This window comes from Rhodohalobacter halophilus, assembly GCF_001715195.1.
Taxonomy (GTDB): Bacteria; Bacteroidota; Rhodothermia; order Balneolales; family Balneolaceae; genus Rhodohalobacter; species Rhodohalobacter halophilus.
On the sequence record NZ_MDWE01000024.1, the window covers coordinates 54,275 to 78,288 of the forward strand.

19 protein-coding genes and 1 pseudogene are annotated in these 24,014 nt (G+C 44.8%); 13 read left to right on the forward strand and 7 right to left on the reverse strand.

Annotated elements, in window-relative coordinates:
• The first annotated feature begins 11 nt into the window (after nt 1-11).
• The 5 genes from BG260_RS08200 to BG260_RS08215 all read left to right on the forward strand — a co-directional run bounded on the left by BG260_RS08200 (nt 12) and on the right by BG260_RS08215 (nt 6,508).
• Nucleotides 12-1,355 (forward strand): RagB/SusD family nutrient uptake outer membrane protein, encoded by a 1,344-nt coding sequence (locus tag BG260_RS08200; RefSeq protein WP_069131544.1) that lies wholly within the window; start codon nt 12-14, stop codon nt 1,353-1,355.
• Between the two features lie 117 nt (nt 1,356-1,472).
• Entirely contained in the window at nt 1,473-1,604 is a 132-nt protein-coding gene (locus BG260_RS14470) for a hypothetical protein (RefSeq protein WP_281179591.1), read from the forward strand.
• A gap of 438 nt (nt 1,605-2,042) precedes the next feature.
• Nucleotides 2,043-2,924, forward strand: a complete 882-nt coding sequence (locus BG260_RS08205) for a serine hydrolase (protein WP_069131545.1) — start codon at nt 2,043-2,045, stop codon at nt 2,922-2,924.
• 161 nt (nt 2,925-3,085) lie between these two features.
• On the forward strand, nt 3,086-6,040 hold the full coding sequence (locus tag BG260_RS08210) for a PAS domain S-box protein (protein ID WP_069131547.1): 2,955 nt from the start codon (nt 3,086-3,088) through the stop codon (nt 6,038-6,040).
• 75 nt (nt 6,041-6,115) lie between these two features.
• Nucleotides 6,116-6,508: a TraR/DksA family transcriptional regulator gene (locus tag BG260_RS08215; RefSeq protein ID WP_069131548.1), complete on the forward strand. Its 393-nt coding sequence runs from the start codon at nt 6,116-6,118 to the stop codon at nt 6,506-6,508.
• Here the strand turns inward: BG260_RS08215 and BG260_RS08220 are convergent.
• Nucleotides 6,505-7,260 carry a formylglycine-generating enzyme family protein gene (locus BG260_RS08220; protein WP_083750187.1) on the reverse strand — a complete coding sequence of 252 codons (756 nt, stop codon included), beginning with the start codon at nt 7,258-7,260 and terminating at the stop codon, nt 6,505-6,507. The two genes, BG260_RS08215 and BG260_RS08220, sit on opposite strands and share 4 nt — an antisense overlap.
• 122 nt (nt 7,261-7,382) lie before the next feature.
• Between BG260_RS08220 and BG260_RS08225 the strand changes: the two genes are divergently transcribed.
• Nucleotides 7,383-8,585, forward strand: a complete 1,203-nt coding sequence (locus BG260_RS08225) for an NAD(P)-dependent oxidoreductase (protein WP_069131550.1) — start codon at nt 7,383-7,385, stop codon at nt 8,583-8,585.
• 204 nt (nt 8,586-8,789) lie between these two features.
• On the opposite strand, the gene BG260_RS08230 is transcribed toward BG260_RS08225, so the two are convergent.
• The gene (locus BG260_RS08230) at nt 8,790-10,013 is read right to left on the reverse strand and encodes an acetate/propionate family kinase (protein WP_069131551.1); all 1,224 of its coding nucleotides are present in this window, start codon (nt 10,011-10,013) and stop codon (nt 8,790-8,792) included.
• An 11-nt stretch (nt 10,014-10,024) separates the two neighbouring features.
• Nucleotides 10,025-10,264: a DUF3820 family protein gene (locus tag BG260_RS08235; RefSeq protein WP_069131553.1), complete on the reverse strand. Its 240-nt coding sequence runs from the start codon at nt 10,262-10,264 to the stop codon at nt 10,025-10,027.
• Nucleotides 10,265-10,359: 95 nt separating this feature from the next.
• Here BG260_RS08235 and BG260_RS08240 point away from each other — a divergent pair, with 95 nt between their 5' ends.
• The 4 genes from BG260_RS08240 to BG260_RS08255 all read left to right on the forward strand — a co-directional run bounded on the left by BG260_RS08240 (nt 10,360) and on the right by BG260_RS08255 (nt 17,084).
• Nucleotides 10,360-12,894 (forward strand): ABC transporter permease, encoded by a 2,535-nt coding sequence (locus BG260_RS08240; RefSeq protein ID WP_069131555.1) that lies wholly within the window; start codon nt 10,360-10,362, stop codon nt 12,892-12,894.
• 16 nt (nt 12,895-12,910) lie between these two features.
• Nucleotides 12,911-14,161: an efflux RND transporter periplasmic adaptor subunit gene (locus BG260_RS08245; RefSeq protein ID WP_069131595.1), complete on the forward strand. Its 1,251-nt coding sequence runs from the start codon at nt 12,911-12,913 to the stop codon at nt 14,159-14,161.
• Nucleotides 14,162-14,197: 36 nt separating this feature from the next.
• Entirely contained in the window at nt 14,198-14,887 is a 690-nt protein-coding gene (locus BG260_RS08250) for an ABC transporter ATP-binding protein (RefSeq protein WP_069131557.1), read from the forward strand.
• Nucleotides 14,888-15,188: 301 nt separating this feature from the next.
• The gene (locus BG260_RS08255) at nt 15,189-17,084 is read left to right on the forward strand and encodes an ABC-F family ATP-binding cassette domain-containing protein (RefSeq protein WP_069131560.1); all 1,896 of its coding nucleotides are present in this window, start codon (nt 15,189-15,191) and stop codon (nt 17,082-17,084) included.
• Nucleotides 17,085-17,261: 177 nt separating this feature from the next.
• On the opposite strand, the pseudogene tnpA reads toward BG260_RS08255, so the two are convergent.
• Nucleotides 17,262-17,707: pseudogene (tnpA, locus tag BG260_RS14535) on the reverse strand (IS200/IS605 family transposase).
• Between the two features lie 463 nt (nt 17,708-18,170).
• Nucleotides 18,171-18,326 carry a hypothetical protein gene (locus BG260_RS14170; protein ID WP_176719463.1) on the reverse strand — a complete coding sequence of 52 codons (156 nt, stop codon included), beginning with the start codon at nt 18,324-18,326 and terminating at the stop codon, nt 18,171-18,173.
• 69 nt (nt 18,327-18,395) lie between these two features.
• Here BG260_RS14170 and BG260_RS08265 point away from each other — a divergent pair, with 69 nt between their 5' ends.
• Together BG260_RS08265 and BG260_RS08275 are read left to right on the forward strand one after the other, a co-directional pair.
• Nucleotides 18,396-18,845 carry a nuclear transport factor 2 family protein gene (locus BG260_RS08265; protein ID WP_069131597.1) on the forward strand — a complete coding sequence of 150 codons (450 nt, stop codon included), beginning with the start codon at nt 18,396-18,398 and terminating at the stop codon, nt 18,843-18,845.
• Between the two features lie 331 nt (nt 18,846-19,176).
• The gene (locus tag BG260_RS08275; protein ID WP_069131567.1) at nt 19,177-19,986 is read left to right on the forward strand and encodes a carbon-nitrogen hydrolase family protein; all 810 of its coding nucleotides are present in this window, start codon (nt 19,177-19,179) and stop codon (nt 19,984-19,986) included.
• A gap of 102 nt (nt 19,987-20,088) precedes the next feature.
• Here the strand turns inward: BG260_RS08275 and BG260_RS08280 are convergent, their stop codons facing one another.
• Complete coding sequence (locus BG260_RS08280; RefSeq protein WP_069131569.1) at nt 20,089-21,264, reverse strand: PQQ-dependent sugar dehydrogenase; 1,176 nt, start codon at nt 21,262-21,264, stop codon at nt 20,089-20,091.
• Between the two features lie 298 nt (nt 21,265-21,562).
• Here BG260_RS08280 and BG260_RS08285 point away from each other — a divergent pair, with 298 nt between their 5' ends.
• On the forward strand, nt 21,563-22,567 hold the full coding sequence (locus BG260_RS08285) for a serine hydrolase domain-containing protein (RefSeq protein ID WP_083750189.1): 1,005 nt from the start codon (nt 21,563-21,565) through the stop codon (nt 22,565-22,567).
• Between the two features lie 384 nt (nt 22,568-22,951).
• Here the strand turns inward: BG260_RS08285 and BG260_RS08290 are convergent, their stop codons facing one another.
• A complete protein-coding gene (locus BG260_RS08290) occupies nt 22,952-23,956 on the reverse strand; it encodes an NHL repeat-containing protein (protein WP_176719464.1) in 1,005 nt (334 codons plus the stop codon).
• Nucleotides 23,957-24,014: the final 58 nt, after the last annotated feature.

Below are 24,014 nucleotides of genomic sequence, written 5' to 3' on the forward strand. Positions count from 1 at the left end.
AACCGGAACTCATGAAAAAATTATCAATATTACTTATTACAATACTAGCGGTATTTCTAATATCATGTGATGTTCTGGATACCGAACCACAAGCGTCTCTCGATGCGAACACTGCGTTAACCGACGGGGCATCAGCTCAGGCTGTACTTTTAGGTGCCTACTCAAGGATGCAGGTAACACCATACTATGGTGCACACTTTACACTCAGCCCGGATTTGGCCGCAGACAATGCCCGATACCAGGGTTTCTTTGATTCTCAGTTGGAAATTAATTCAGGTTCAGTTCCTATTAGTAACTTTTGGATTAGTACAGCGTGGGTTAATATTTACAGGGTAGTGAATATTGCAAACCTGCTCATTGCTGAGGTCCCAAATATTGCAGATGATGCTTTTAGTTCCCGGGACAGGGTATTAGGGGAAGCACATGCTATCAGAGCTCTTGCATATTTCGATTTGCTGAGAGTATTTGGTTATCATTTTGATGTTTCTTCCCCATATGGCATGCCCCTATTACTAGAGCCTATTGAGAATAATGATTTCAACCTCATTCCGGATTTAGAACGCAGTGGTGTTGCTGACACATATCAGCAAATACTTGATGACTTAAATACAGCCATAGGGCTTATGCAGGGTTACGTAGATAACACGGCAATGAGCTATTGGGCAGCTGTTGCTCTGCGTGCGAGAGTAAATCTATACGCTGGAAATTACGGTGCGGCATTTGATGATGCTGATGACGTTATTGAAAATGGTCCGTTTTCTCTTGTGGAGGATGTTCAGGATCTTTTTGATACTACATCGCCAACATCAGAATCAATTTTTGATTTAGTGTTTAGCGATCAGGATCAAAGCTCACTATATGTTTTTACGTTTCAGCGTGATGAATACAATGTTGATCCAGATTTAACCGGTGCTATAGAAGCAGGGGATGATAGAGCAGGGTTGTTTGTATTTGAAAGAGGCAGCGACAGGCCTGTAAAGTGGTCTAATCCAAATAATGCAAATAACGTTAAAGTTCTTAGGCTGGGCGAGATGTTCCTCATTAGGTCAGAAGCAGCCGTATTTGATTCAAATGATCCGAATGCGGGTTTGGATGATCTTAATGAGATAAGAGATCGAGCCGGCCTCGGTGATGTTGGACCATTTGCCAACATCGACGAGTACGTTGATGCACTACTACAGGAGCGACGTATTGAGCTCAATTACGAAGGACACCGTTTCTTCGATCTTGTACGTCTTGATCGGTTTGAGGATGTGCTCAACAGGGATTCATTTCGAAGGGCATTCCCAATACCGCGCGATGAGTTACAGATTCAGGAAAATCTGGATCAAAACCCAGGATATCCTATTGAGTAAAATTTTAAGGAGATATAAACAGCTCAGGGGTTAATTCCTCTGAGCCGTTTTTTTACGGCTTTTAATTCTAAAAATGTAAAATGGTTTTAATTTAAAGTAAAGGGAAACCAGGCTGAAGTGGTAGGAAATTCACAGGTTTTAGTCTACCGCAACCGATCGGGCGAATTCATCACAGAAAACGGAAAACTTGGAGCCCGCAATATTCAGCTCGATATCTATGTGCCCGGGGAGGTTTTTGCTATTGATTAATTTGAGATCTAGACAAGAAAAGTGATTACAGTTTTGGAAATATTCTCCCCCTAATAAGGGGAGAGTGAGGGGGGTGTAATTTAGATTATTCCTCATTTTCATGATATACGTTCTCCCAAAATCTGCTAAGGCACACCTCTTTCCGAAATTCCTGAGATATCGTGGTTAGACCAAAAATATATCTGAAGAAATATCGAATTAAATCTAAATAGTCATCAGATGAGGGCTTTGCAAAACTAAGGAATATGTCATTCTGATCCCGAAAGCATTCGGGAGAAGAATCTCATAAGTAGATCTGATGTATCTGTTGAGAGATCCTTCACTACGTTCAGGATGACTTAACAGGTTTTGCAAAGCCTTCCAGATAAGAATTAACCGGAAAAGTTCATCCGTTTTTATATTTTCTGATAGAAAATCTTAAGTCCAACAAATCTATATATGTATAAATATTTACTGATTGCCCTGTTTTTCGTTTCTGCCTGTTCATCCCAAAAATCCATTGATCAGCTCAAGTCTGATAACGAAAATCACATCGCAGAAGAGGAGGGTACATTCGGCATCTGGTTTCAGCACCTCCAAAATCCTGACCTGCACTTTTCCATTAACGCAGATACCCTGTTTCATGCAGCCAGCACGATGAAAACACCCGTGATGATTGAACTTTTTCGCAGAGCGGAAGCCGGGGAATTTGATCTGTCGGACTCCATCGAGGTGGAAAATAAATTCTACAGCATAGTAGATGGATCGGAATTTCAGCTAACACTCAACCCGGAGGGGGACGACCCATTTGAACGAAGAGTTGGCGAAATGGCGACTCTCTATGACCTCAACCACGCGATGATTACCTATAGCAGTAATTTGACAACAAACCTTCTGATTAGATTGGTTGGAGCAGAAGAAACAACGCAAACCATGCGGGAGATGGGTGCTGAAAACATTCAGGTACTGCGAGGGGTGGAAGACCTGAAAGCGTTTGAACAGGGGCTTAGTAACCGGACAACCCCAAGAGATCTGGGAATTATTTTTGAACATATTGCAAACGGAACGGCCGTTAGCCCCACAATGGACAGTTTGATGGTGGAGGTACTGAAAGATCAATTTTACAACGATGTGATTCCGGCCCAGCTGCCCGGAGATGTAGTGACTGCCAATAAAACCGGATTCATAACCGGTGTCCGTCACGATTCTGCAATTGTTTATCTCCCTGATGGCCAATCCTACGTGTTAATCTACCTGTCTAAAAATCTGCCGGACGGTGACCGGGGAACAGAAATAGGGGCGGAAATTTCAAAAATGATTTACGAGTGGCTGATATTGTAACCCCTTAGGCGTAAGGATTTAAAAAAGCACAAGAGTTTACCGAATCAGTTTTTTGTACGGTATAAATTAGTACATTAAGTAATACTGCTTTCAGTCGATAAGGGAAACAGGTAACGAGTCACCAACAGAAGGTTGGCAAACAGTGTGCTTTCTGAAACTATATGAATATTTCAGACGATATATTTAAGAGCTCTCCATTTGGTTTCGCCTATCACAAATTAGTGATGGAGAACGGCAAGCCTGCAGACTACATTTTTGAAGAGGTGAATCAAACCTTTGAAGAGCTGACAGGCTTATCCGGCTCTCAAATTATTGGGAAGCATGCCACAGACGTTTTGCCGGGCATTCGCAATGGAGATACGGATTGGGTTGAACTTTATGCTGATGTTGCTCTTAAAGGTGAGGAGATAGTTGTTGAGCAATATTCATCTCCGCTCGATCGATGGTACCAGGTTCAGGCCTGGTCGGATAAGAAAGGGTATTTTGCCACACTATTTACAGACATCACTGAGAAGAAATGCGCAGAGTTACGGCAAAAAGCGGTAGATGCCGAGTACAAGGAGATCTTCTCTAAAGTATCACGCAGTATTTTTGTGATCGATGTAACGGCAGACGGGCGTTACGTAGTGAAGGATTTTAATGAGCGCCAGCTTACCTATCTGAATATGAGCCGGGAGGAGGTTCAGGGAAAGTATATTGAGGAGGCCTTTCCTCAGGATGTTGCAAAAAGTATCATATCTCACTACAACGAATGTATCGAAAAAGGTGAGGAGATCTCCTACGAAGAGGATGTGACGATGGCAGGACGCGGGCGCCGCTACTATTTTACCACAATTACACCGTTGAGGGAAAACAGCGGCGGCAGGATTCACCGGCTGGTTGGAAGCTCAGTGGAAATTACCAAGCGGAAAGAAGCTGAAATAGCACTGATGCGCGAACAGGAGTTTAATAAGGCACTTCTCGAGTCGGCGGCAGACGGTGTTGTGGCGTGTGATGAAAATGGAAATCTGGTACTGTTTAACAAGCGTGCGCGCGACTGGCACGGTGTGGATCTGATGAAAATACCGGTGGCTGAGGCGAGCCATTATTATGATCTGTTTCACCTCGATGGGAAGACACCGCTAAAACCGGATGAAATTCCGCTTGCACGAGCTTTTAACGGTGAGATATTGGTAAATGCCGGCATGTCGATTGTGCCTAAAGGGGAAAACCCGCGCTTTATTTCGGCAAGCGGCAGCCCCATTTATGATAAGGAAGGAAATAAACTGGGAGCAGTCATTTTGATGCGGGATGTAACGGCGCGTTTAAAAGCCGAGGAGCAGCTCCGTGAGAACGAAGAGCGCCTTGCTGCTACTTTGCGCTCAATCGGTGACGGTGTGATCTCTTGCGATCGTAACGGGAAAGTACTCAGCATCAATAATGTCGCGGAAAGTCTGACAGGTTGGTCCAGTGAAGAGGCAGAAGGAAAACCGATCGATGAAGTTTTTCAAATCTTTAACGCCCAAACCCGTGAAGTAGCCGACAACCCTGTCATGAGATCTCTGGAGGAAGGGGTAATTGTTGGGCTGGAAAATCACACAATTTTAAAATCCAGAAGTGGGGAAGAGTTTCAGATTGCCGACAGATGTGCGCCCATTAAGAGTGCTGAAGGTGAAATTATTGGCTGTGTTCTGGTTTTTCGGGATGTTACCCGGGAGTATTATCAAAAAAGAGCGCTGGAAGAGAGTGAAGAACGATTCAGAAACCTCGCGTTTAATGTGCCGGGCGTAATTTATCTCTGCAAGAATGATGAAAACTACTCCATGATTTTTGTCAATCATCAGATTAAGGAGTTGACCGGGTACACACGGGAAGAGTTCGAAGATGGCAAAATTCACCTTATAGATATTTTTCACCCTGATGATCGGGAGATGATCAAGGAGACAGTAGACCGTGCCCTGCAAAACAGAGAATCGTACCAGATTGAGTATCGTATGCGCCACAGGGATGGAGAAAGTCGCTGGGTGATGGAAAACGGTGTTGGCATATTTGATGAAAAGGGTGATCTGCAGCACCTGGAGGGCTATATATCGGATATTACCGATAAAAAACTGGCGGAAGAGTTGACACACAAGGCTTCTCAGCAGCTCGAGTTTCACGTCGAAAACTCACCGCTGGCTGTAGTGGTTTCAGATAAAAACTTTAATGTTCTGCAGTGGTCTAAGAGTGCAGAGCAGCTTTTTGGATGGAGTGAAGAGGAAGTGCTTTCCATGAGCCGATCGGAATGGAATTTCACCTTCGAAGAGGATATACCTAACGTGAAAGCGAAAATGAATGAACTCATTCATGGTGATAAACCCCGAAACCTCAGTGTAAACAGAAACTACACCAAGGAGGGAGATCTGCTGCACTGCGAGTGGTACAACTCTGCCATGCTTGATAAAGATGGCAACTTGGTTTCCGTTTTTTCACTTGTTCATAATGTGACGGATCAGGTGCAAAAAGAGCAGAAAATTAAAGAATCTCTGCTGGAGAAGGAGACGTTGTTGGCGGAAATTCATCATCGTGTAAAAAATAACCTTGCAGTGGTTTCGGGGCTAATGCAGCTGCAGGCGCTGGAAGCTGAAAGTGAATCCCTTCAGGCCAAATTGTTTGACAGTGTAAATCGGATCAAAACGATGGCCTCCGTTCATGAACTGCTCTATCAGTCGGATAGCTATTCGCGGCTGAATTTTTCCGATACGATCAGAAAGCTGGTGGAGAATATTTCAGCAACTTTTCAGGCGTCAAAAGAGATTGATGTGGAGGTTGAAACGGATAATATTGAACTGAATATAAATATGGCCATCCCCGCCTCATTAATTGTTAATGAAGTTGTCACCAACGTTTTTAAACATGCTTTTCCGGACCAAACCGACGGCAGATTTTCGGTAATACTGCAAGATCTTGGTCAGAAGATTTCAATTATTATTAACGATGACGGTGTGGGAATTGCCGAGGATGATAATAATCCGGGTTCATCGCTGGGCATGCACTTAATCAGAGAGTTGGCGAGCCAAATTAAGGGAGAATATACCTTTCGTAATACCGACCCCGGTACGGAGTTCAGGATTACATTTGCGCGGTCAAAAGAGTAGGCAGAGCAGCCCGTCGAAACTCTCTCCGGTTGAGATTCATTGTATTAGTGAAATGAAACATAATACAACAGTACAATGAGTAATGTAAAAGAGACACCCGTCAACAGTTCACACTTATCAAACAAAGAGCTGGAAATGTTTAAAAAGCGGCTTCTGAATGAAAAAGAGATCGCCGAAAACAAGATTAAAGAACTCAAAAGCAGACTGAATGACCTGAACAGTAATTCAGGTGATAATCAATCTTCGCAGGATCACCATCAGGGGGATTTGGGTTCATCCGAAAATCAGAAAAATGCCATTTTGAGCTCTATTGAGAATCAGACGGAGAAGCTTGATCAGATTACCATTGCACTTGACCGGGTGGAGACGGGCAACTACGGAGTGTGCATTAAGAGCGGAGAACCGATTCAAAAAGAGAGGCTGAAGGCTATTCCATATGCACTGCGCAGTGTGGCTGCAAAAGATTAATCTTCTGCAATTGGATCAACGCACCGGAAACCAATGGTGTGATCTCCAATTTCGGCTAGCACGCCAACCCTCCAATAGTTTCTCAACGTCATGGAATTGCTGTTGAAACTACCCCCGCGAATGACCCGCATGGCGCGCTCCTCCAGCGGATAGTATTCAATGGAGTCGGGGTTGGCCTTAAAGAAAGGGTAGTAATCCCCAATCCATTCCGAAACATTACCGGTCATATCATATAGTCCCAAGTCGTTGGGATCTTTTGTGCCGACGGAAAAGGTGTAGCCGGCGCTGTTATCTTTGTGGCGTGCTACGGAGTCCAGGCTGTCGGGATCGAAAACACCGGAAAAAATCTGATCTTTCCCGCCTGACCTTGCTGCAAACTCCCACTCCTGCTCGGTGGGCAGCCGATAACCGTACGCATTGCAGAATTGCAGTGCATCATACCAGTTAACGTAAACTACAGCACGGTTGCCCCTTCCTCGGCCATCATCTTGCGGCAGCTTCTTTCCGGTAGCCCTGGCATACGCATCATATTGGCTATAAGTGACTTCGTAGGTGCCGATATAGAAATCGGGGAGGGTAACTTCATGAAGCGGAAGGGAGTCATCATTCTCCTCCTCGATTGTATCCCCCATCAGGTAGGTTCCGCCCTCAACAAAAGTCATCTCAAGTGGTTCAAGCTGAGATTGAACCGATGGCCTGAAGAGGGCACACCCGCCCAATAATATTAAGAGCAGTATTAAAAGCTGTTTCATAGAACTAAGATTTTAGTAGAATATATCCGACAGAATTGAGATGTGCAATTACGTTTCAATTTTTTGGAGTGAGGGGCTCTTTCAGTACATTCTGTAAATTCAAATTTCAAAAGAGACGAATTATGAAAGTTACCATAGCAGATAAACTACCTGATGAAGCGATACAGCAGCTGGAAGAGCTTGGCTTAAGCGTTGATAACAGCGCGGGGTTAAAAGAGACGGACCTCGCAAAGGGTTTGCCGGAGTCTCAAATACTGATCGTACGATCCACCGTGGTAAATGAGGCGTGTATCAACAATAGCCCAAAATTGAGTCTTATTATTCGAGCCGGAGCCGGTGTGAATAATATCAATATTGAAGCCGCCAGCGGGAAAGGTATTTATGTGGCGAACTGCCCCGGGAAAAACGCCATCGCCGTTGCGGAACTGACGATGGGGCTGATTTTATCAATCGACAGATTTATACCCGACAATGTAGGCGATTTTAAAGCCGGCAGATGGAACAAAGCGGCTTATTCCAAAGCCGACGGATTGTATGGGAAAACGATAGGAGTTATTGGGTTGGGAATGATCGGATCAGAAGTGGTAAAACGAGCAAAAGCATTTGGACTGAATGTAGCGGCATGGTCGCGATCACTTACGCCCGCGCAGGCAGAGGAGATGAAGATTACATATAAAGAATCTGTGGCTGATGTGGCAAAAAGCTGTGATATTCTGACCGTTCATCTCGCAATGAACGCTGAAACCAAAGGGATTATCTCAAAAGAAGTGTTGTCGCATCTTAAGGATGGGGCGATGTTTATCAATACATCCCGGGCAGGCGTTGTGGATGAAGAGGCGCTTTATATGGAATTAAAATCAGGCCGGTTAAAAGCCGGACTCGATGTATTTAGCGACGAACCGGAGTTTAAAGAGGGCGAATTTGACAGCCGGTTTCGTGAGCTCGAAAATGTTTATGTAACCCATCATATCGGAGCCAGTACAAACCAGGCACAGTTGGCGGTAGCAAACGATGCAGTGGATATCGTTAGGGGATATATTCAGGAAGGGAAAGTGAGAAACTGGCTAAATCGATGTGAGCACACCGAATCCCCATGGCAGCTTGTAGTGCGTCATTACGACAAACCGGGTGTTATCGCCAATGTGATGAATGAGCTTAAAGAGGCACATATCAATGCCCAGGAGTTGGAGAATGTGATCTTTGACAGAAAACTGGCAGCCTGCTGTACCATACAACTTGATGCGGAGCCTTCCGAAAAAGTTCTGGAAAACATTCGGACAAGGCAGGATGAGGTGATCACCGCAACGCTGGTGCCCAGAGGGTAGTCAATCAATCCATTTTCCGTCAGACCATTGACACTGGTCTGACGGCTCTCTCCTCTCAAGAGGGGAGGTTATCAAATCCGCGTGTGGAATCAACATATGGATGTTTGAAAAATCGATGGTCCGCATATAGCGGACTGTCGAGTTGTGGAAGAAGAACATAGATTATCCGACTGACCGTGTTAGGCAACCAGTCGGTGTCTTATTCTACAACCACGGACTTTGATGCGTAGCCTGGGCAATTTTGGCTGCATCGATGGCTATAACGAGCTCTTCATTTGTGGGAATGACATACACATCGGTTTTGGAATCATCCGAGCTGATTTTTTGGACTTTTCCGCGTACTGCATTACTATTTTTATCCGGATCAATTTTTATTCCCAAATAGTCCATCCCGGAAAGTGAAAGCTCCCGAATTTCGGCAGAGTTTTCACCAATACCCGCGGTAAAGATGATGGAATCACACCCATTGAGTGTGGCGATATAGGACCCAATATACTGTTTAACTTTATTGGTGAATACATCAACTGCCTGCTGGCATCGTCGATCCCCATTGTGCGCTTCCTCCAGCAGATCTCTCATATCACTCGCGTAACCGCTCAAACCAAGCAGTCCACTATGGCGATTCAAAAGAGCGTGAAGGCTATTCATGGTCAGCTCTTCCTTCTCCATAATGTAGAAGAGGATGGATGGATCGAGGTCACCGCTTCGGGTTCCCATAACCAGACCTGAAAGTGGAGTAAAGCCCATCGATGTATCAACCGATTTACCTCCGTCAATCGCAGTAATGGAAGCGCCGTTGCCAAGGTGGCAGGTAATGACTTTGGTTTCCTCTACAGGTTTGTCGATCATTTTGTAGTACTGTCGGCTTACATAGTAGTGTGAGGTGCCGTGAAAACCATATTTACGGATTTTATATCTCCGATAGAGCCTGTTTGGAATACCATACAGATACGCTTTTGCCGGAAGCGAGTGGTGAAAAGCCGTGTCAAATACAGCAACATGCGGAATGGTGGGAAGGTGTTTTCTGGCCGCTTCAATTCCTTTCAAATTGTTTGGGTTGTGAAGTGGTGCCAGGTCAAACGCCTCTTCAATTGCGTGCGTTACATCTTCATCGATTAGCACGGAGTCTTTGAACATTTCGCCGCCATGTACCACCCGGTGTCCAACCGCTTTAATATCCGACGGTGAAGAGATGATCTCATTCTTCTCATTAAGCAGGTAATTCATAATTTCCTGCAGGGCCTCTTCGTGGTTGGCTATTACCTGTGTAGTCTTGGTGTGCTTTTTTCCCTCGGGTTCATGTTTTACGATCGACGTAACTGCACCGATTCTTTCGACAACCCCTTTGCAGACATCTCTCTGATCTTCTGTTTCGATTAGATTGTATTTAACAGATGAACTGCCGCAGTTTATGACTAATACCAGCATGACTAATTTCTTTAATATTTACTTTGTTGACGATTAATCTCTTTTTTGATCGGATCAAGAATATCATCCAGTCCATTTGTTTTAATCTCATACATTGTGGCAAGCTGTTGCCCCAACACTCCTTTTGGAAACCCATTTCTGTGGAACCACTCGAGGTAGTGAACAGGAAGTGAAGTAATTTTTCTCCCTTTGAACTGTCCGAAAGGCATTTCTGCTATCACAAGTTTATATAAGAATGTACGGTCAAACATGGATATTTGAGGATGACTGTTTGAATAGGACAATGTAGCAAAACTTTACAAAGAGAGTATTAAGGTGATGCTAAGTTCAAAGAATTGTTAAAAAAATGTTTAATTTTGTAACACATAAAGTGGCCGGCACTCTTGATAGGGTAAAGGTAACTTTAGGTATAATTATGGGGTCAGTCAGGGTTAATCTGTATTCTATACTCAAAATTGCATTCAGGAACTGGAGAAAAAAACCGCTCTTTTCTGTCATCAATTTAACAGGTTTGGCAGTTGGTATCGCCAGCTGTTTATTGATCGGATTATTTATTCTGGACGAACTTGCCTACGATAAACACCACAGTAACGAAGATAGAATTTATCGAGTAACCCAATCTCTTCTTAACAACGGGGAGGCAGATGGAAGAGCTGCAACAACTCCGTTTCCGCTTAAGCAGACTGTTGAAACGGAACTTGCCGGTTATGTAGAGTCTGTGGTTCGATTTTTTGATATGGAGTCGGAAAGTGTATCCATCAAGAACCCGGATAATGATATTATTATTAGGCAGGATAAATTTTTCTTTACGGATCCGGAAGTGTTTGATGTTTTTGATATCCATCTGTTGCGAGGTAATCCCTCACAAGTGTTGACGGAACCCAATTCGGTGGTTATAACCGAACAGGTTGCATCGGTCTATTTTGGGGAAGAAGATCCTATTGGAAAAACGCTCCATTTTGAAGGCCGGATAGCACTTACAATTTCCGGATTAATGAAGGAGTGGCCGGACCAATCACATTTTAAGGCAGACTTTCTCACCTCTTTCGAAACGTTACGAAGAATATGGGGAAATTATGATCAGTTATCGGATCGGTGGCGGTGGAATCCGGTCTGGACATATCTCATGGTTGAACCGAATGTAGATATCATTCAATTGGAGGAGAATATCAGAGAGGCAACCCGACCATATTATGAAGAGTATTTCACCGGAGCAGAGAGTGTGGATTTAGCCCTTCAACCTCTATCAGGAATATGGCTCTCGGGTGGATTTGAATCAGAGATTGAGCCGGTGAGCAGTGAACTGAACCTCTATATCTTTGGAATTGTAGCAATATTTATTCTGGTATTAGCCTGTATCAATTTTATAAATTTATCTACAGCTGCGGCGATGGGTCGTTCCAAGGAGGTGGGCGTCAGAAAAGTACTGGGTGCAGACAGGGGCGAGCTGGCCAGGCAATTCATGACGGAATCACTCTTCTTTACGTTCCTGGCATTTGCCCTGGGATTGATTATCAGTTGGCTGGCAATGCCATATTTTGAACTTTTTACCGGCCGTTCCATTGAGCCGGGCCACATGGGATTTGGAGATTTAACCATACTGTTAACGGTGTTTGCAATTGTGATTGCCCTGCTGGCCGGGTTCTATCCATCTGCGGTTCTCTCTTCATTCAACCCGATAGACAGCCTGAGGGGCAGACACAGTAAAGGGAGGAAAGGAGCAAATATCAGAAAGGGGCTTGTACTTGCTCAGTTTTCCATAACGTCTGTTCTGCTGATTGGTACCACCCTCGTTTATTTTCAGCATAAACATTTACAAGAGAAGGATCTCGGCTTTGAAACCGAACAAGTGCTGGCGGTTCCGGTCTACCTAACCAGTGCAATCTGGTCGTACGATGAGTTAAAACAGAGGGCATTGGAACACTCTTCGATTCAGTTTGTTTCGGGCGCCCAGACCATTCTCGGCAGCTCTGAATTTTGGAAGTATGATCTCTCACCGGATGACGCAGGTGCAGACGAGACTCCTTCTTTCAACAAGCTGTTTGTAATGCACGACATTCTGGAGGTGATGGATATTGAAATAGTTGCCGGTCGTGACTTTTCCCGGGAGTTCTCAACGGATGAGGCTCAGGCTATTTTAATTAATGAAGCTATGGTAAATTACCTGAATTGGGGCAACGCGGAAAATTCCGTTGGGAGAACTTTTCGAAACAGTAATGGCGGAGAGTTTACCGTTGTTGGAGTTACCGAAGATTTTAATCATACTTATCTGCGTCGTGAGCTGGAGCCATTAATTCTTGAACTGCCGGCTACACAAAATCAGATATTGGCCAATATCAGCTATTTGTTGGTGCGTATTGCGCCGGGTAATCCTAGGGATGCCATCACTCACTTGCAGTCTATTTGGACAGACCTGGATCAAACACATCCGTTTGACTATTTTTTTCTTGATGACAGGCTGAATCAGCTTTATGAGCCGGAACAACGCGTAGCATCAGTGATGGGGGTTTTTGCATTCATCGCTATATTCGTGGGTAGTTTAGGTCTGTTAGGCCTGGCATCATTCAGTGTTGCGGTCCGCGAAAAGGAGGTGGCTGTACGGAAGGCCCTTGGATTGACAGCTCCGGGTGTATTCTACCTACTTTCTAAAGATTATGTATGGCTGATTATATTGGCGCATGTAATCGCTCTCCCCGTGATCTATATTGCAGCCTCAAACTGGCTTTCAGATTTTCCATACCGGATTGATTTGATTTTTTACCTCACCTTCACATTTTTGATGAGTTTACTGTTGTCACTGTTAATCAGTATTGGAACGATCAGCACACAGGCTGTAAAAGCAGCCCTGTTGGATCCGGCCAGAGCCCTGAAAAACGAATAAGGTATCGATGTATCGTATGGATAAAGAAATTAAAAAGAAGAGGTGGTCTCCGTTAAAGCTTTTCAGCTTGATTATTTTGGGAGCTGTATTGCTGATTGCAGGGTACAACTATATGGCTGAGGGGTCGGGAAGTTCATCTGTCATCAATAAAGATCGGTTGATTATTTCTGAAGTGTCCATGGGGGAATTTCGCGAGTTTACAGATGTCTCGGGAACAGTCCAGCCTTTACGAACCACCTACCTGGATGCAGTTGAGGGCGGTGTAGTTCAGGAGGTGATGGCCGAATCGGGTGAAATGGTGGAAGCGGGCGACACTCTTGTGATTTTGACCAACTCATCCCTTCAGCTTAGTGTGTTGCAGCAGGAGGCCGGAATTTACGATCAGATCAACAATGTGAGAAATTCACGATTGAATCTCGAACAGAATCACCTGAATCTTCAGAAAGAGCTCACCGATTCAGAAACGAGGCTCGAACTTGCCAAATCATCGCATCAGCGAGACAGTGTTCTGTTTGAACGGGAGCTGATCTCCTCCAGTGAGTTTGAAGAGTCTGAAATGGAGTACCAATTTCAACTGAGAAGATACAACCTAAACTATGAGTCGTTCCGTCGTGATTCTGTGCAAATGGAACAACAGCTGAATCAACTGAACAGATCGGAAGAGCGGATGTGGCGCAGCCTTGATGGAGTTCAACAAATATTGGAGAACCTGGTGGTCAAGGCTCCAATTTCGGGACAGCTCTCTACGATGGACCTCGATCCCGGTTTATCGATTCAGCAGGGTGAGCGCCTCGGCCAGATAGATCAACTGGATGGTTTTAAGGTTCGGGCAGGGATTGATGAATTTTACCTGGCCAGGGTAGCTCCCGGACAGATCGGAACGTTTGAATATGCCGGGAATGAATTCAGTTTGGTCATTGAGCGAATCTATCCGGTCATACAGGATGGCCAGTTTCAGGTCGATTTTCGGTTTGAGGGGGAGATGCCATCGGGGTTGAGGCGAGGCCAAACTGTACGAGTTCGCCTGGAGTTGGGTGAAGCGGCTGAAGCACTATTGCTGAGCAGAGGCCCATTTTTTCAGCAAACAGGTGGTAACTGGGTTTTTGTACTTGAAGATGATGAAGCCCGGGCAGTGCGTCGCCCGGTTCGGCTTGGTCGGTCAAACAGAAACTTTTTTGAGGTGTTGGAAGGACTGGATCCGGGGGAGAAAGTCATCACCTCATCCTACGATGCAATTGAGCGGTATGATGTGTTGGTAATGGAATGACAAAATGAAGAACAGAACATTCAAATTGAGAACGTAATGATCAGAGCTAAACAGTTGACGAAAGTGTATAGAACCGAGGAGATTGAAACCACTGCCCTAAACCGGCTGGATCTCGTTGTTGACGAGGGAGAGTTTGTGGCCATAATGGGCCCCTCAGGTTGTGGAAAGTCAACTCTACTGAATATTATGGGGTTACTGGACAGCCCGACTGACGGTGAGTACATATTTTTGAATCAAGAGACGTCTGACTTTTCGGAGCGCGACCGGGCCAAATTGAGAATGGGGAATATTGGGTTTATCTTCCAGAACTTTAACTTGATTGATGAACTGACCGTGTTTGAAAATGTAGAGCTCCCGCTAGAATATCTTGGGATGAAACCGAAGAAATCGAAGGAGAAAGTAGAGCAGGCTCTCGAACATATGGGGATGACAGCGAGGAGAAATCATTTTCCGAACCAGCTCTCCGGCGGTCAGCAGCAGCGGGCGGCTATAGCACGGGCTGTGGTTACAGAACCAAAATTGATTCTTGCAGATGAACCGACGGGAAATCTGGACTCCGGTCACGGCACAGAAGTGATGGAATTACTTTCAGCATTAAACAGCCGGGGAACAACCATTGTAATGGTCACTCACTCACCGGTTGACGCCGAATTTGCAGATCGAATCATTCACCTGAAAGATGGAATGATAGCCGAAGGTGAGCCTGTCTATCAAACCGGAACATAAAAAATTAACCTGTTCCGGAATGGCGAGGTTGGCCGTAAAAAATCCTATTTTCAATACCGAAAACCTGAGTTCAAATATTTTATTCTAAGTTTGAATAGAAATATCCCCACCTTTTTAAGGAGGGGAACAAGGGGTGGTTGTGTTGAATGTTAAAGTTAAGTTTAATTTTCTTAATCATGATCAATTTTGCGTTAGTTAACCACCCCCAACCCCTCCTTTTTAAGGAGGGGAGTTCTATACTTTCTTTACAAATCACCAGAACTCAGGGTTGAATCGTATTGAAAATTGATTGACCCGCTGCATGACCTATCTGACTGTTGAAAACCTTTCTAAAAGTTTTGGCACCAAAATTCTGTTTGAAAAGATCACCTTCGGACTCTCGAAGGGCGATAAAACGGCATTGGTCGCCCCAAACGGAACCGGAAAATCCACGTTATTAAAAATTATCGCAGGGAAAGAGGTGCAGGATACCGGGGAAGTGATGTTTCAAAGTGATATCAAAGTGGGATATCTGGAACAGGAACCGGAGCTCAACCCGGATCTCACCATTCAGGAATACATTTCGCAGGGACACACCGGTCTTTCAAAGGTTGTATTGCGATATGAAAAAGCGGTGGAGGCTCAGGCAGAAAATTTCAATGAAGAGACCCAGGAGGAGTACATGCGTGCAAGTGCTGCGATGGATGCTGCCGGCGCCTGGGATTATGAACAGCGCCTCGAGCAGATTTTGAGCCGGCTTGATATTCACGATCTGGAGAGATCCATCAGTACTTTATCGGGCGGTGAAAGAAAGCGGGTGGCCCTGGCATTTGTTCTTTTGGATGATCCCGATCTGCTGATTCTGGATGAACCGACCAACCACCTCGACCTGGATATGATCGAGTGGCTGGAAGATTACCTGGCCAAAAGCAACGTAACTCTGCTGATGGTAACTCACGACCGCTATTTTCTGGATCGGGTGTGTAACCACATTCTGGAGATGGATGGCGGGAAGCTCTACAACCACAAAGGAAATTATGCCTATTATCTACAGAAGAAGGCGGAACGGGAAGAGCAGGAGCGGGTAGAGATGAAAAAAGCGGGTCAGCTCTACAAAAAGGAGCTGGAGTGGATGCGTCGTCAGCCAAAGGCACGTACCGGTAAGTCAAAATCCCGGATCGATTCGTTTTATGAGACTAAAGAAAAAGCACATCAGGAAAAAGATGATGCTGAACTTGAGCTGGATGTGTCGATGCAGCGAATGGGCGGTCAGATTCTGGAGATGGAGAAAATATCCAAAGCGTATGGAGATTTGACCATTCTGGACAACTTCTCATACTCCTTTAATAGGGGAGAAAAAGTCGGGATTATCGGGAAAAATGGTGTAGGGAAAAGTACATTTTTGAAAATTATCACCGGTGAAGAGGATGCCGATAGCGGTGAGGTTCACAAAGGACAAACCATCCAGTTTGGGCACTATCGTCAGCAGGATGTAGATTTTGATGAGGATCAGCGGGTGATTGATGTGATTAAGGAGGTGGCTTCAGTCATTCAGATGTCGGACGGCTCTCAGATTTCTGCGTCTCAGTTTCTGGAGCATTTTCAGTTTCCGGGTTCGTTGCAGTACACTCCGGTCCGAAAACTGAGTGGCGGTGAGAGACGACGGCTTGCCCTGATGATGGTTCTGATACAAAATCCCAACTTCCTGATTCTGGATGAGCCGACCAACGACCTCGATCTGACGACTATGCAGAAAATCGAGGAGTTTCTGAGAGGTTTTGGCGGCTGCCTGATTGTGGTATCTCATGATCGGTTTTTTATGGATAAGCTGGTAGACCACTACTTTGTATTTGAGGGAGACGGTGTGATCCGGGATCACCACGGCTCCTATATGGAGTACCGTGAACTGAAAGAGGCAGAGGAGGCGGAGCAGCGCCGTTTAGAACGGGAGAAAAAAGCTCCGAAAAAGAAGAAGAAACCGAAGAAAAAGCAGGAAAAAACAAATAAGCTGAGCTATAAAGAGCGCAAGGAGTTCAATAAGCTCGAGAAGGAGATTGCCAAGCTCGAAGAGGAAAAAACCAAGCTTGAAAAAGAACTGGCAGCAGGTTCTCTCGACCCAAAAGAGCTACAGGAGAAATCAGAGCGGTATGGAGAACTCTCGGATGAGATTGATGAAAAATCGATGATCTGGCTGGAGATGGCAGAAAGAGATGAGTGATTTCGGGGTGCAAGCTGTAGAAAACCTTGGAGATTTAAGTCTCCACTTTAACCATTTACTGCGCTCTCTGCGCCTCTGCGGTGATTTTTTTGAAAAGCTCCCATGTTTAACCAGACATATTTGAGTTTGAGAGAGCAACATTCGATTTAGAACAGCCTGCTGGTGGTTCAACTCCATCTAAATAAGGTACTTCTCATTGAAATTGATTTCGTGCTCCTCCAAAAGAGCTCTGAACTCTTCCCTCCAGCTCATCTTTTTGTGATGTTCTTCCTGATTTTTAATGTATTTGATGAGACGATGTTTATCTCGCACGTGATGAGTAAATGCCCCGTAACCTTTTTGCCAGCCTGTAAAATTTGGAAACAGATTTTTCCTTTTGATAAAATCACTACCGGCCAGTTTGATGTCCTTAATCAGATTAGCCAGAGAAACCGATGGGTGAAGATGTATTAGTAAATGAATGTGGTTTTCCGTTCCATTAATTCGATAGAGATAACAACGGTTCTTTTTAAGTACACCCCAAATATATTTGTAAAGTAGTTTACGGTTCGCTTTATCTAAAGACGGTACTCTGTTCTTTGTGCTAAAGACAATGTGATAGTGAATCTGCGATAGGTACTCATGAAACTTGAGATTGATTAACTGGTGAATGATGCCCTATTTAAATGAAACACAAATTTTTAATTCCTTACAGAATTGAACCCCATTCGGGGTTCTCGATATGTTGTGGCACATTATACCCGATTTTCAATCGGGGCTAATTATATTTAATCCACCATGGGTGGATTATTATACCAAATCAGTTGTTTTATTACCGATGCATTTAGATAAGATTATATATGCAAGGTTGGAACAATATTACTCACTAATAAGATGAGAAATTATACCTGAGAATTATGAAGAAATTTTGGATGAGAATTACACTTCAATCGGTGCTAAATACATTCATCCGTCCAAGGTCGTTTTGTATCAATTTCTTCTTTCAGGTGGGAAAGGTTTGTCATTTAATAAAACTAAAAGAGCAGTAAGGGAAGCATTATAGAAAACATACGACGCTTACAGGTTCTTTGTACGCTGTCAGGTCAATTAATCACTATTATATAGTGTATCGATCAGAAAGGATCCGCCAACCGGCGGATCAATTCGATTAGCCCCGACTGCAAGTCGGGTTACGGAGTGATCGAAAAAACCCAAAACCCTGAAGGGGTTCAATGTAAAGGACTCAGATATACCAAATGCCACGGTAGCAGATCGGGATCTAAATTCCTATAATAGATCAGATCAATAGCTATGTTCATGAATACAAAAATTATGAAAAAATACCTGCCACTCATTCTCATTCTTATCGTACCCGTCACACTTCTCGGTCAATCTGAACAGGAAGAAAAGGAAACTCTTACCGAACTCCTTCACGAATTTCTGGAAGGCGCGTCCTACAATGATGCCGCGACTCACGATCGCTTTTGGGCGGATGACCTGATCTACACCGGGTCAAACGGAAACCGCATTGCCAAATCGGATATTATGGATGGAGTGAATCAGAACCCCGATCGAAGTGTGGAACCGGATACCAGATACTCTGCAGAAGAAATTCAGATTATGATCTTCGGAGAAACAGCCGTGGTGGCATTCAGGCTGGTGGCAGAGTTTGCGGATCCCAATGAAACCGATCTCAATTTCTACAATACCGGTACATTTGTGAAACGAGATGGTGAGTGGAGAGTTGTTGCCTGGCAGGCTACATCCATTCCTCAAGAATAAAGTTCACCCGATTACCTTTCTATATGAGTTAACATAATATTATCTAATGATGTATTTGAAGATTTCCCCTCCTTTCAAAGGAGGGGACTAAGGGGTGGTTCAAATAAATTCGGTTCATTTTTCATGCTTTTTAGAAGGAAGAAGTGCCGGCCCAACCACCCCTGTCCTCCGTACGAGTCTTCGGAAGTCGGGCCTAACCTCTCCTTCATAAGGAGGGGGGGCTCCTTTTCCGCATTTCTCTTAAACGTAAAAAATTTAAGCCATAACATTTTTAGATTTGGTTTTGAAATAGCTTCTTAAATGGATTTTATAATCAAGAATTATAAATAAAATGAAGAAAATCAAAACAGCAGCCGTTCAATTAAATAGCCAGCCTGATGTAATGGTCAGCCTTGATGAGGTTCATAATCGAATCAAGGAAGCTGCAGAAATCGGTGCTGTACTGATCTGTCTGCCCGAAAATTTTGCATTCCTGGGGGATGAGAGAGAAAAGCTGAAACAGTCGGCAGAGATCTCAGCTGAGGTTGAAAAAAAATTACCGGAATGGGCTAGGGAGTTTGGGGTTACTATCATTGGAGGCGGATACCCGGCACAGGCAGGCAATGGAAAAATTTTCAACCGTTCGATTGTTGTGAATCCCGAGGGTGAGATTGCTGCAACGTACGATAAAATCCACATGTTTGATGTGGAGATTTCTAAAGAAGAGACCTGGCGGGAATCGGATACGGTTCAGGCCGGAAAACGAGAGGCGGTTGTTTATAAATCTGACAACCTGCCTGCCATCGGTTTGTCGATCTGCTACGATCTTCGGTTTCCGGAGCTATATCGAAAAATGGCTGATCAGGGCACGGAGGTAATTACTGTGCCATCTGCATTTACGCGCCCGACTGGGGAAGCGCACTGGAAGCCTTTGTTAAGAGCACGGGCGATCGAAAATAGTGCTTTTGTGATTGCAGCGGCGCAGACCGGCCTTCACGGAGAGAAACGCAAAACCTGGGGACACTCGATGATTATCGATCCGTGGGGTAAAATATTAGCTGATGCCGGAACCGGACCGGGCGTGATTTATGCCGATCTGAATCTAGAGTATCTGAGAGAAGTGCGTCAGAAGTTACCGTCTTTACGACACCGGGTTTTATGACAGATTAAAACATGGGATTCTACAAGAAAAATCTCCCCTTCAGGGGGGTACCGTCGTGAGACGGGGAGGGGTGTTTCTCTGAAACATACCACGGTCTATGCTCTACTCCGGTAAAATCCGTATCAGCTCTCCATTATCGTGTCCGGTTAGTACGTAGATAAAACCATGCGGGCCCTGTTTTACATCCCGTACCCTTCGGCCTATGGTGATCTTTTCTTCACCAATTACAGATTCTCCATCCAGGATGATTCGCCTGACCTGTTCGCCCTGGAGTCCGCCGCTGAAGAGATCTCCCTGCCATTCGGGAAACTTATCTCCGGTATAAAATAAAAGGCCGCTGGGAGCCTGAGCCGGAGTCCAAACCACCTTTGGATCCACCATGTCGGGTTTTGAAGTTTCGCTCGTAATACTTGTGTACCAGTACTCACGACTGTAGGTAACTTCAGGCCAGCCGTAATTTTCTCCCGGTCTGATCAGGTTTAGTTCATCTCCGCCGCGAGAGCCGTGTTCGTTGGCCCAAAGATTGCCTGACTCATTATTATATGCGAGTCCCTGAATATTGCGATGGCCGTAGGACCAGATTTCAGGCAGAGCATCCGGGTCATCAACAAAGGGATTAGTCTCTGTGGGTTCACCGTTTTGAGTGAGGTGCAGAACCTTGCCAAGGTGTGAATTGAGCATTTGCGCATGCTCGCGGCTCAAGACATCACCGGTTTTAACGGGACGATTTCCGCCATCCCCGACAGACAGAGCAAACGTGTAGCTTGATGTCCAAACTATCCTGGAGCCGAAGTGCTGGTTGCTGTCTTTATCGGGGGTAACCCTGAAAATTTCCTCTGCACTTTCCAGTTGCTGCTCTTCTACATTCAGGACGGCCCGTAGTACTGCAGTTCGGTTTGAATCTTCATCTCCTGAGGCGTAGGTGAGAAACACCCAGCGATTTTCGACGTAAGCAGGGTGTATGGAAATATCCATCAAACCACCCTGGCCGTCAACATAGATTTCGGGCAGCCCGGTGATCTGTATCGGTCCGGATTGGTAATCTTCAAAGTATAGCAATTGTCCGGAGCGCTCGGTGATCAGAAATGTGGAATCGGGCAGCCAGGTGATGGACCAAGGTTGATCGAGACCGCTGATCAACGTTTCTGATGTCCACCCTTTAGCTTCCGGTACATCACCGCTGAGCGGAACGGGCCCTTCAGGCATGGCACAGCCGCTGAAGATCAAGATGAAAATGATTGTAAACGGAAGTGAGATTGAGTTTTGATATTCGTTCATTTTTAGATCAGATGGTTCATGGATTTATGCCGGTTAATGCCTGATTTGGAATGAAGATTCCGGTTCCCGGGTTTTGGTGTTGTTTAATAAACGAAATTGTCAGATTGTTTTCTCCCCGAATATTCGGGGCGGATTTCCCGCTGATTTTCACAGAGTTATTTAAAATAATGTCAGTTCAAAATAAATACTGATGACTTAAATTATACTCCCCTAAAAAGGGGCTCCGAGCGTTAGCGACACGTGAAACGAAATTAAGAGGGGTGTCGGATAGAAATATTTCACTAAACTAATGTACTGAATGAGATTCAACGTAAAGCAATTTTTCATTATCCCGATTCTGCTTATCGCCGGGCAAGTTGCAAATGCCCAGCCATATAATGAACTGAATGGTGTCTTAGAATCGGCGTTTGAAATTGGTTCGATTGAAAGTGTGATGATCGAAAAAAACGGGGATGTAATTGCTCAGCAGTTTACGGGAAGGATGAGTCCGAATCGACCTACAAATATCAAATCAGCCTCGAAAAGTATTCTGTCTCTTCTTGTGGGAATCGCCATTGAAGAAGGGTATCTGGAGGGGGTGGATCAACCGATTGGGGAGTTTTTTGAGGACTATTTTGAGCAAAATTCCAATCCGGAGAAGGAAGCCATTACGATTGTAGATCTGCTGACCATGCGGGGCGGATTGGAATCAACAAGTATAAGAAACTATGGACGATGGGTAGTGAGCAGCAATTGGCATCGGTATGTGCTTAATGGTGAGCTGATTGCCGAGCCGGGCGGACGAATGATATACAGTACAGGATCAACACATTTGCTATCAGTGATTTTAACACGCGCAACGGGAATGAGCACCCGAGAATTTGGGAATCGGTACCTATTTGGCCCGATGGGTATCAACCTGGGCGGCTGGGATCGCGATCCTCAGGGGTACTATTTTGGCGGAAACAATATGGCGATGAGTCCGGCTGACATGTTGAAAATCGGTCGAATGATGATGGACCTTGGGAAGTGGCAGGACGAGCAGGTTGTGCCTCAGGAGTGGATTTTGGATTCAGTGAAAACCTACACCCGCAGCAATTTCAATCCGTACGATATGGGCTATTTATGGTGGCGGCGTTCGGTGAACGGCTACGAGGTGATATTCGCCTGGGGACACGGCGGACAGTATATCATGATGATTCCGGAGCTAGACGTGGTAATGGCGATTACATCAAATCTTGCCCGAGTTCAGGGTCGTGGACATCAGCGGGCTCTGTTTCGGTATCTGGAAGAGGATTTGGTGCCGCTATTGAGTGGGTTGTGAAATGAAAGACGGCAAAAGTAAAAGGGCAAACGTGAAACATTGATTTACGCAATTCACAGCAGAATTAGTTCAGTATTTTGGAGAAAACCTGTCAGCACCCACAGGATCTGACAGCGTTGGGTTTTCTCGCAGAGCTTCGCAGATGAAACGCTGAGCCACGCAGATGGGTAACTAAGTTTTTTTATGAATAGATGAAGAGAAAAAGATTTTTTTTTGAAGTAGGGGCAACTCTGCGGGAAATCCGCGAGACTCTGCAATGTTTTAATGTTCCAAATTCTTGACGCTTACAGGAACCGACAGCCGTCGGTACGCTGTCAGGTCGTTACAATATCACAACCTGTCAGCATCTAACAGGTACATAAGGACGCTTACAAGTTTGTTAATCTAATCTACAGCCTCATAAAGTGAAAATGTGAAGTCATTCTCCCGAAAACCGAGATGATGTTCTGAAACATGTGTGAGCATACCCTCTTTAGGTAGCTGAACAATCTTTTGCGGTGTTCCATCATTTGATAAAATGAGCCAATCCTGCCACTCAGTTTGCCGGGTCAGTTTCAGCCATATTCGATCTAAGTGGTCGATGATCATATCCTCATAAGCTACTTTCTCTCCGGGCAGAAGGGGTTCGATGAATTCCCACGGGCTTGGGCTCCTATCATTATAGCTTTGTTCAATTGAATCTATTTCAGACCTGGCTAACCGTTCCATTTCAAGGGGTACAGGGAGAGTTCTCAGCGTATCTAATGAAAGGTTAAGCTCGACGATCTCATTATTTTCAGACCAGCTTATATAAATTGATTTATTGTTACTGGATGTGGAAAAATGAAGTGCAGGGGAAAAGGGTACGGGTGCTCCTCCTCTTACAGCCCCATCAATAATTTGGCGTGCAAAAATTCTGTCAGGATATGTATGTCTGGCCAATACCGAATCCGACTCTTGGTTATATATGACAAACCGATTCGTAAAATCATCACCCGGATTTGATAATGCAGATGGTTTCCACTCTACCACTAAAAAAAGATCAGGTTCATGAAGTGCATGCGCACTTCTGATTCGATACTGATCAGGTTGAAAAGGCAGAAACTCGTAATGTGATGCTTCATTTAAGTCGTACTGAACAATTTTATAGTTCCTTTGGTCAAATATGACCAAACTCTCATCGATGCCTGCACTTAATCTGGAAGCATCCTGAATTTCACCGGGCCCTTGGCCTTTGGTTGCAATAAGATCTACCAGCTCACCATCAGGATTGATCTCCATGATTACTGCTTGAGGGCGATCATTGACAATAATATTTCCATTTTCTTTAACGGTAGTAGCGTAATTGAGATGGTCAAAGTAGATGTTGCCTGCATGGTCAGTCTGCATGAATTGATCGGGGCGTTCCACAGGCAGGGTTTCTAAATCTATATATTTGCTGTTCTCTTGATTATTTGTACTGCACGCT